10 protein-coding genes are annotated in these 8561 nt (G+C 70.4%); 4 read left to right on the forward strand and 6 right to left on the reverse strand.

Features of this window, described 5'->3' with window-relative positions; translation table 11 throughout:
* Window positions 1-37: 37 nt before the first annotated feature.
* The gene (locus tag NK718_RS20420) at window positions 38-637 is read right to left on the reverse strand and encodes a methyltransferase family protein (RefSeq protein ID WP_254746172.1); all 600 of its coding nucleotides are present in this window, start codon (window positions 635-637) and stop codon (window positions 38-40) included.
* Window positions 638-1024: 387 nt separating this feature from the next.
* Here NK718_RS20420 and NK718_RS20425 point away from each other — a divergent pair, with 387 nt between their 5' ends.
* Entirely contained in the window at window positions 1025-1312 is a 288-nt protein-coding gene (locus NK718_RS20425) for a hypothetical protein (RefSeq protein WP_254746174.1), read from the forward strand.
* 98 nt (window positions 1313-1410) lie between these two features.
* Here NK718_RS20425 and NK718_RS20430 read toward each other — a convergent pair whose 3' ends face one another.
* The 3 genes from NK718_RS20430 to NK718_RS20440 form a co-directional block, all read right to left on the reverse strand.
* Window positions 1411-1584, reverse strand: a complete 174-nt coding sequence (locus tag NK718_RS20430; protein ID WP_254746176.1) for a hypothetical protein — start codon at window positions 1582-1584, stop codon at window positions 1411-1413.
* A gap of 106 nt (window positions 1585-1690) precedes the next feature.
* Entirely contained in the window at window positions 1691-2068 is a 378-nt protein-coding gene (locus NK718_RS20435; RefSeq protein WP_254746178.1) for a hypothetical protein, read from the reverse strand.
* Window positions 2065-2319 carry a helix-turn-helix transcriptional regulator gene (locus NK718_RS20440; RefSeq protein ID WP_254746180.1) on the reverse strand — a complete coding sequence of 85 codons (255 nt, stop codon included), beginning with the start codon at window positions 2317-2319 and terminating at the stop codon, window positions 2065-2067. The genes NK718_RS20435 and NK718_RS20440 overlap by 4 nt, the downstream gene beginning before the upstream one ends.
* A gap of 84 nt (window positions 2320-2403) precedes the next feature.
* Between NK718_RS20440 and NK718_RS20445 the strand changes: the two genes are divergently transcribed.
* Window positions 2404-4182, forward strand: a complete 1779-nt coding sequence (locus NK718_RS20445) for a cation:proton antiporter domain-containing protein (RefSeq protein WP_254746182.1) — start codon at window positions 2404-2406, stop codon at window positions 4180-4182.
* On the opposite strand, the gene acpA is transcribed toward NK718_RS20445, so the two are convergent.
* Window positions 4179-5546: an acid phosphatase gene (acpA, locus tag NK718_RS20450; protein ID WP_254746184.1), complete on the reverse strand. Its 1368-nt coding sequence runs from the start codon at window positions 5544-5546 to the stop codon at window positions 4179-4181. The genes NK718_RS20445 and acpA overlap by 4 nt on opposite strands.
* A 398-nt stretch (window positions 5547-5944) precedes the next feature.
* Between acpA and NK718_RS20455 the strand changes: the two genes are divergently transcribed.
* On the forward strand, window positions 5945-6904 hold the full coding sequence (locus NK718_RS20455) for a leishmanolysin-related zinc metalloendopeptidase (RefSeq protein ID WP_254746186.1): 960 nt from the start codon (window positions 5945-5947) through the stop codon (window positions 6902-6904).
* A 24-nt stretch (window positions 6905-6928) separates the two neighbouring features.
* Here the strand turns inward: NK718_RS20455 and NK718_RS20460 are convergent, their stop codons facing one another.
* On the reverse strand, window positions 6929-7411 hold the full coding sequence (locus tag NK718_RS20460; RefSeq protein ID WP_254746188.1) for a DUF4188 domain-containing protein: 483 nt from the start codon (window positions 7409-7411) through the stop codon (window positions 6929-6931).
* A gap of 260 nt (window positions 7412-7671) precedes the next feature.
* On the opposite strand from NK718_RS20460, the gene NK718_RS20465 reads away from it, so the two are divergent.
* A partial coding sequence (locus NK718_RS20465) for a metallophosphoesterase family protein (protein ID WP_307730388.1) occupies window positions 7672-8561 on the forward strand: 890 nt, incomplete at its 3' end.

Genomic DNA, 8561 nt, shown 5'->3' on the forward strand with positions numbered 1-8561 from the left:
CGCCTTGCCGCGCGCCAACCGGCGGCCGGGCGCGCTTTCAGAAGACGCCGGGCACCAGCCGCGCCGGGACCTTCTGCTGGTAGCTGCGGTAGTCGGGATCCTCGCCCAGCAGGCGCTCCTCGGCCAGCAGGCGGAGCACCTGCACCGCCCAGGCCGCGCCGTAGACCGTGAGGTTCCACAGCGACGGCATCAGCAGAAGGATGCCGATATGGGTCGAGAGATAGCCGGCGTAGATCGGGTGGCGCATGAAGCGGTAGGGGCCGGAGGTCACGATGCCCCGGTTGGCGGGCGCGACGCCGAAGCTGCGGCGCAGGAAGAACTTGGCCCCGAGCTGCCAGAGCAGGCCGGCGAGGTAGAACAGCATTCCCGCCACCACGAAGCCCTCGCCGTTGGTGGGCTCGGCCAGCAGCGGCAGCGCCGTGGCGGCGCAGGCCAGGCCCCAGTCCGACAGGCGGGTCGAGACGTTCAGCGTCGGCCGGCGCACCAGCACGAACACGGCGACCGAAATCTCCGAGATCAGCAGCAGCGGCGCGAAGGGCGAGCTGGATTCGTAGATGCGGTAGGCAAACCACAGCCAAAGGACCGTGATCACGGCCTGTTCCAGCCGGTCGATCAGCGCGAGCTGCGAACGTGTCATGTGTCGGCCCCCATGTGGCGGCTCAAGCTTTAAAGCGGCAACTTGATGATTGTGTTAACACGAGCCCACAACTTCGCCCTCGGTCCCGAGAGCGCGGAGCGCCGTTTCCTGATGCGCCGCGCCTCGCCGCCCGTCAAGCGCCCGCGACGCCGCAGGGGCCCCACCTGGCCCTCCGGCACGCCCAGGTCGCGGCGTTGTGCCCCGACGCCAGCGTGCCAGCCTCGTCCGCCCGCGAGCGCGGGATGGAAAGGGTCGCTGGTCCCCGCGGGGCGGCGCGCCGGGGCGGGCGGATTGAACCTGGCCGGGACGCCAGCGTTGTCGTGAGCACGGCGCGACCCCGCTGCCTGCGGGTTCTTGTCGCGCGTGACCTGACAAGGGAGCCCTGCCATGCGGACCATCCTCGCTTGCGTCCTCTCCGCCGCCGTCGCGCTCGGCGTCGCGTCACCGGCCTTCGCCCAGACCGCGACCACTCCAGCCAAGCCGGCCGCCACCGCTCCCGCCAAGCCCGCCGCCGCCGCGCCCTCCACCTCGACGAAGGCGCCGACGCCGGCCCAGACGGCCCAGCGCAACAAGATGAAGGCCTGCGGCAGCAAGTGGCAGGCGATGAAGAAGGCCGGCAAGACGCAGGGCCAGACGTGGCGCGAGTTCTCCAGCGACTGCCTCAAGAAGAGCTGAATGGTCCGCGCTGCGACGCCACGCGAGGTGCGTGACGCGCTCAGTTCACGGATGGTGGTGACGGCCCGCGTCGCGAGACGCGGGCCGCAGGCTTTGGCTCAGTGGGCTCGCGCCGTCCCGATCGCCAGCCAGAGGGCCAGCGCGGTGACGGCCGCGAGATAGATGGCGAAGTGCAGCGCCTCCTCGAACAGATCGACGCCGAGGGCGCCGAGCGTGCCGAGAACGCCCAGGAACAGCACGATGCCGCTCATCACGGCGCGTGGTCTTTTCATGATGCAAAATCCTGATGACGCAGGCGGGCGAGCGCGATCCGGCCATGGCCGGCCTCGCCCCTGCGAAAACATGGGTCCTCGCCCGACGAGCGGGCGCGAATGGGATTCAGAGAGCTGAACCCGCCCCCGGGGGACCGCGCGCCCAGGCATGCGCGCGGCCGGCCTCGGCCGGGGCGTCGCGTTCGACGAGGGCCAGTCGAGAGCCGCCGAACCCGTCTGGAAGCGCCGCCTCGGCGGCGGTGGCCGCAGCGGGCGCGCCGTCGCGGCCGGCGAGCCACGCCGCGCCCGTCGGCTTGCGGGCGAGCAGGACCGGGGCCTGCCGGGCCAGCAGGGTCGCGGGCGCGGTCGGCGCGTGAAGCGCCACGCCCGACGCCGGCCCGTCGTCGCGCGGCGCGCCGCTCGCGAATGTCAGCAGGGCGGCGACCAGCGCCGCCGCCGCCAGCGCCGCAAGGTTGCCGAACGGGAGCCGCCGCGACGACCTCACGGGGGCGTCGTCCCGGTTTGGCGCAACTGCACGCCGGGGCCGCCCTCGTCGGCGGGGATGAGGCGGACGCCCGCCTGCTGCAGCGTCTCGACGATATGCGCCTCGGTGGCGCGGTGAAGGTCGTGGCGTCCGGTCTCGAAATCGCGCACCGTGCTGCGCGACAGGCCGGCGGCGCGCGCGAGATCGTCCTGCGTCCAGTCGAGCAGGCCCCTAGCGGCGCGGCAGTGCGCGGGCGTGAGAAAGAGCGTCAACTCGACCTCGGATTTCAACCAATTAGGTTGAAATATGCGTTTTCAATCCTAAATCAAGGCCTTCACGACCTCTCCGGAGCCAGGATGCCTCATCATTCGCTGATCGCCACCATCGTCGCGGGCATCGGGCTCGCTTTCGTGTTTGGGGCGATCGCGAACAGGCTGCGCCTGTCGCCGCTCGTCGGCTATCTTCTCGCCGGCGTCCTGATCGGCCCCTTCACGCCCGGCTACGTGGCCGACCAGGGGCTGGCGAACCAGCTCGCCGAGATCGGCGTGATCCTGCTGATGTTCGGCGTGGGGCTCCACTTCTCGCTGTCCGAGTTGCTGGCCGTGCGCACCATCGCCGTGCCGGGCGCGCTGGGACAGATGGCCCTGGTGACGCTGCTGGGCTTCGGCATGGCGCAGGCGATGGGCTGGAGCGCGGGGGCCGGGCTCGTCTTCGGCCTCGCTCTGTCCGTCGCCAGCACGGTGGTGGTGCTGCGGGCGCTGCAGGAGCGGCGGCTGATCGACACCGAGCGTGGCAAGATCGCGGTGGGCTGGCTCATCGTCGAGGACCTCGCCATGGTGCTCGCGCTGGTGCTGCTGCCCGCGGCCGCGGGGCTGCTCGGCGGCAAGGCGGGCGCGGACCACGGCAGCATGCTCGTGACGTGGCTCGGCCTGCAATCGGTGTGGGCCATCCTGGGCGTCACGCTGTTCAAGGTCGCGGCGTTCGTGGCGGTGATGATGATCGTCGGCCGACGCGTCATCCCCGCCGTGCTGCACTGGGTGGCGCATGGCGGCTCGCGCGAGCTGTTCCGGCTGGCGGTGCTCGCCATCGCGCTCGGCGTGGCGTTCGGGTCGGCGGAGCTGTTCGGCGTGTCGTTCGCGCTGGGGGCGTTCTTCGCCGGCATGATCCTCGCGGAGTCCACGCTGAGCCAGCAGGCCGCCCGCGAGACGCTGCCGCTGCGCGACGCGTTCGCGGTGCTGTTCTTCGTGTCGGTCGGCATGCTGTTCGACCCGATGATCCTGGTGCGGAATCCCGTGCTGGTGCTGGGGGCCTTCCTCGTCGTCGTGGTCGGCAACGCCGCGGCGGCGTTCGCCATCGTCAAGCTGTCCGGCCGCTCGTGGACGACGGCGCTGACGATGTCGGCGGCGCTGTCGCAGATCGGCGAGTTCTCCTTCATCCTCACCGGGCTGGGCGTCGAGCTGGACCTGCTTCCCGCGCAGGGGCGCGACCTCGTGATGGCGGCGGCGCTGCTGTCGATCCTGGCGAACCCGCTGCTGTTCCAGGCGCTGGACCGGCTCGGCCCCTGGATTCGCCGGCGCGAGGGGGAGGGGACGCGGGCGGCGGACCGGGCCGGGCCGGCGGCCGCTGCCGGCGCGACAGCGGCGGCGGAGGCGGAGGAGGAGGCCGCGCATCTGCCCACGTCCGCGCTCGCCGGGCATGCGGTCCTCGTCGGCTACGGCCGCGTCGGCAGCCTGGTGGGCGAGCGCCTGCTGGCCAAGGGCCAGAAGCTGCTCGTCATCGAGGAGCGCGACGATGTGGTGGAGGCGCTGCGGGCGCGCGGCGTCGAGGCCATCGCGGCCACGGCGGCGCAGGAGGGCATCCTGGCGGCGGCCAACATCGCGCAGGCGCGCTGGCTGATCAGCGCCATTCCCAATCCGTTCGAGAACGGCATCCTCGTCGAGCAGGGGCGCGGCGCCAATCCGGCGCTGGAGATCATCGCCCGCGCCCATTCGCAGGACGAGGTCGACTATCTCCAGCGCCACGGCGCCGACCTGATCATCGTCGGCGAGGCCGAGATCGCCCGAGGCATGACCGAGCATATCGAGAGCCGTCTCGAGGGCGTCGCCGAGGCGACGCCCGTTCCCGGCGCGGCCTAGAACTTGAAGGCGTTGAGCAGCGGCGTCGCCTTGGCGTCGGCCTCGGTCAGCGGCGCGAGGCCGTGGCGCAGCTCGATCAGGCTGAGGATCGAGGTGGTGTCGTAGCTCGTGTGGTCGACGAACCCTGTCTTGGCGAAGGGCGAGGCGACGATGGTGGGCACGCGCGTGCCCGGTCCCCAGCGGTCGCGCGTGGGTGGGGCGACGTGGTCCCAGAAGCCGCCGTTCTCGTCGTAGGTGACGATGACGGCCATGTGGGCCCATTGCGGGCTTTTCTCCAGCCGCGCCAGGATGTCGGCGGCGTGGGCGTCGCTCGACAGGACGTTGCTGTTGCTGGGGTGCTGGTTCACGCCGGCGCGCGGCTTGTAGAACACCACCTGCGGCAGCGTGCCCCTGTCGATGTCCGCCAGCATGTCGTCGAGATCCTTGAGGTGCGCGGCGCGGTCCGGCTTGCCCTTCTGGAAACGGTCGAAGAAGGCGAACGCCTGATGGTGATAGCTGAACGGCGCGCCGGCCTTCAGCGTCCCGCTTTCCGCCTCGTTCCAGCCGCCCGAGTACCAGGTCCAGGAGACGTTCTTCTCGCTGAGCCTGTCGCCGATGGTGGCCATGGTCTGCACCGGCAGCAGGCGCTCCTTCTTGGTCTCCGGTCCGAACGGCCCGCCCACCGGCTCCAGCGTGTTGACGGCATAGCCGTCCGGCGTGACGAAGCCGTCCTCGATGAGCTTGCCGGAGGCGTCCAGCCTGGCGACGATTTTGGCCGGGGCGTTGGGGTAGACCGGCGCGCAGGCGCACACCAGCCAGATGTGGTTGAGAAACGAGCCGCCGAACGCGCCGTGGAAGAAGTTGTCGGCGAGAGTGTACTTGCGGGCGTAGTCGTACATCTTCAGCGACGAGCCGTCCCAAACGCCCATCGCGTAGCCCTGGGCGTCCGAGCCCTCGGCGAAGCGGTTCATCTTGCCGCCGGCGATCTGGATCTGCTGCTGGTAGTAGGCGTGGACCAGGCTGCCGAGCTGGTCGCTGAGCTTGTAGCTGTCGTCCAGCCTGAAGAAGCCGTTGGGAATGGAGGCCGGCAGCTTCTCGTAGCGCGCCGGCGGCTTCTTGCGCAGGTCGAGCGGGTCGGGCAGGGCGGCGTAGGGCTTGCCGTCGGCGTCGACCTGGATCGCCGCGTCGCCGGCGTTGGAGAGCCCGTTCGCGCCGGGGAAATTGCCGAACAGGTGATCGAAGCTGCGGTTCTCCATGTAGAGGACCACGATGGTCTCGATCTGGTTGAGGCCGGCCGGCGCGGCCATCTGCGCCCGCGCGCCCGCGCCGCCCCAGATCGTCGCCAGCGCCACACCCGCCGCGCAGCCCGCCGCAAGCCTGTGCATGTTGGATCTCCCTCCACGTCCCGCGTGCGGGATCGCAGGCCAGCATGCCGGCCGGCCCGCCGCTTTTCAATGCGCGTCGCCGTCGTGCCGGCGGGGCGGAGATCTCGGCTTCGCGGGCGATGCCGCCAAGGCCGGGCGCGCCGCCGGCGCGATGTGGCGGCCGGACAAGACGCCGGACACCTTCGGCCGGCGGCGCAGCCGCGTTGGACAGTATCGACTATGTGTCGAGCCGCCAGGAGGCCTCAGGGGAGGTGTCGTGCCGCCTGAACACTTTGGCCTGGATCGCCCCTCCATTTCCCACGTCTTTCATGGCCGGAGATTAGTCTTAATTGCACGGCCTGCATGCACCCCCGCTGCAACCCGTGGTAGCTTGACGTCTCGGGATGGGGGGAACCGCGATGACCAGGACGCGTGACGGACTGACGCTCGGCGACGACAATCGCGCGGATTTCTGGCTCGAGGCCGCGCCGGCGGCCCAGGAGCACGCGGGGCCCGTGCTGCTCGACCACGAGATCTTCGTCTTCCCGACCGGCGACGCCGCCAAGACAGGTGGCGGCGGATCGGGAGGCGGCGGCTCGACCAGCGGCGGGGCCACCACGTTCCAGGACTACACGACCGGCGCCGCCGACACGGTCGCCGACAGCCTGCAGTTCAACATCACGCTCGATTTCGTCGGCAGCTTCACCCAGAAGCAGCACGACCTGATCGTCTGGGCCGCCAATACGTGGAGCACGTGGATCACGGGCGACGTCCACGACGACTTCTACCAGGACAACACGACGCCCATCGACGACCTCGTGATCCATGTCAGCGCCGGGCGCATCGACGGGACGGGCAGCCCGATCCTGGGCAACATCCTGGCGCAGACGACGATCAACACGGTGCGGACCTACAGCGATTATTCCTACTACCTGCCCGTGGAATCGACGATGAAGCTCGACTCCACCGACCTCGCGAATTCAGCGAAGAACGGCTTCAACGGCACCTGGGACACCATCATCCTGCACGAGATGGGGCATGCGCTCGGCTTCGCCGGGCCGATCTTCACCGCCAAGGCCCTGCTGGACGCGGCGGGGAACTTCAGCGGAGCCTCGGCCGTGCAGGCCTATGGCGGCGCCGTGCCGATCGAGACCGCGGGCGGAACCGGCACCGCCGGCTCGCACTGGTCCGAGACCGCGTTCGCGCCCGGCGGGGTCGCCATGTCGAACGAGCTCATGACCGGCTACATCGGGGCGGGAGAGAAGACCTATCTCTCCGACACCACGCTCGCCGCGTTCCACGACATGGGCTACACCGTCTCCGACCCGAACCTCGCCACGGCGTCGATCCTCATCGACAGCGGGCTCCTGGCGGTCTGACCCGCGACATCGTCGCGGCCCGGCTCATTCGGCCGCGAGGCGAAGGCGCTGCCGCGCCGCCTCGCGCGGGCCGGTGGCCGGCGTCAGGGACGAGACCTTGCCGAGCCCCGTCTTCGGCATGCCCGAGTAGATCGCCTCGTATTCGCCGGCGCGGACCTTGTAGGTCTCGTGCCAGATGCCGACGTCGCCCCGCGCGTTCTTCATCTTCCGATTGAACTCGACCCAGGCCGGCCAGTGCGCCGCGTCCTTCGACCGCGCATAGGCTTCGAGGCTGTCGAAGTCGCGCCAGTACTGGGCCATGTTGAACAGCGACAGCCGCTGATGCCCGAGGAAGCCGGTCTCCTCGGATGGCCGGGCGTAAAGCTCGTTCAGCATCACGCCCATCGCCCTGGCGGTCGGCATCCACTGGCCCAGCTTCCAGAGCTTGTTGACGCGCATCCCGATCAGGAACACGACGAAGTCGCCGTCGATTTCCGCCGCCATGCGCTCCGCGATGATCTCCGACATCCGCGTCTCCCCCGACGGGCTGTGAACACCCGGTCTGCCCGGCACGACCGACGATCCGCGTACTGGGCGCAAGCGTGACCCCGGCGCTTCAGCTTGGCAACGGGGGCCATCGGTCTCGCCGGTCTCGATTGCGTGATGCCGGCGCGGGACGCCGGGAACATCCGAAATCAGCCGACGTTGTCCCCCGGGCAGAGGCGCGGCTCCGGACGCATTTTCTTGGGCGTCGTCACAACGGGGGGTCGTCATTGACTGACATCGAGATGATTTTTGTCGTCGGCGACCTGCACGGGCGGGCCGATCTGCTCGCGGCGATGCTGTCGGAGATCGAGACGCACGCGGCGGGCCGGCCGAGGCGTGTGATCTTTCTTGGCGATTACATCGACCGGGGGCCCGACAGCGCCGGCGTGCTGGCGCGGGTGCGCGCCCTGCAGGCGGAAGACCCCGACGGCGTGACCTGCCTGATGGGCAACCACGAGCAGATGCTGCTGCTGGCGCGCCAGGACGCCGCCGCGCGCGCGGTGTGGCTCGACAATGGCGGCGTGGCGACGCTGGCGAGCTTCGGCGCGGCCGACGTCTCCGACCTGCCGCGCGACGTCGTCGCATGGATCTCCGGCCTGCCCACCTTCGCCGAGGACGACGTCCGCTACTACGTCCACGCCGGGCTGGACCCGGACACGCCGCTGGAGCGCCAGTCCGACGCCGACCGGCTGTGGATCCGCGAGCCGTTCATCGGTTCGGACCACGATTTCGGCAAGCACGTCGTGCATGGCCACACGCCGGTGCGCCTCGCCCAGGGCTCCGCCCCGCTGCCCGACGAGCGCGACCACCGCACCAATATCGACACCGGCGCGGTGTTCGGCGGCGCGCTCACGGCGGCGGTGTTCACGGCCGGGCAGGTGCATCCGGTCGGCTTCATCCAGGTGCGCGACGACGGCGAGGCGCTGTTCTTCAGCTCCAAGCGGCAGGTGCTGGCGCTGATCTCGCGCCTGTCCGGCCCCGCCCGCGCCGACGGGCTGAACGCGCTGAAGCCGCCGATGGCTCCCCCGCCGGGCGTGAGCGAGCCGGCCCCCTCCTATGGCCGCATCGCGGCCTCGGCGCTGATCCTCGGGCTCGCGGGGCTCGGCGTCGCCTACGCCACGCTGAGCCCGGG

Source organism: Alsobacter ponti (assembly GCF_024294805.1).
In the GTDB taxonomy this organism is placed as follows: Bacteria; Pseudomonadota; Alphaproteobacteria; order Rhizobiales; family Beijerinckiaceae; genus Alsobacter; species Alsobacter ponti.